General features: G+C 58.9%; 1 protein-coding gene. It reads left to right on the forward strand.

Going from position 1 to position 246, the window contains the following annotated elements; translation table 11 throughout:
* A partial coding sequence (locus NR126_RS28700) for a hypothetical protein (RefSeq protein ID WP_256832531.1) occupies nucleotides 1-246 on the forward strand: 246 nt, incomplete at both ends.

The following is a 246-nucleotide window of genomic DNA, read 5'->3' on the forward strand; positions in this document are numbered from 1 at the left end:
ACAGCACCTTTGTGGGCGAAACCGTGTTGCAGACCACCGAGACCCTGACCGGTTTTGACCATGGCGTGGGCGGTATACACACCCGCAAGATTGTCAACAGCGAAGATTCATTGTTACACGGCCAGCCCTTGCTGACCCGCGACGACAATGGCGTGCAGATCCGCTACACCTATGATCGCTTGCACCGGGTTCTGAGCGAAACCGTGGCCCCTGGCGATGCCCTGTATGAAGGCGCCCGCAACTACC

The organism is Pseudomonas sp. Pse1 (genome assembly GCF_024519635.1).
Lineage (GTDB): Bacteria > Pseudomonadota > Gammaproteobacteria > Pseudomonadales > Pseudomonadaceae > Aquipseudomonas.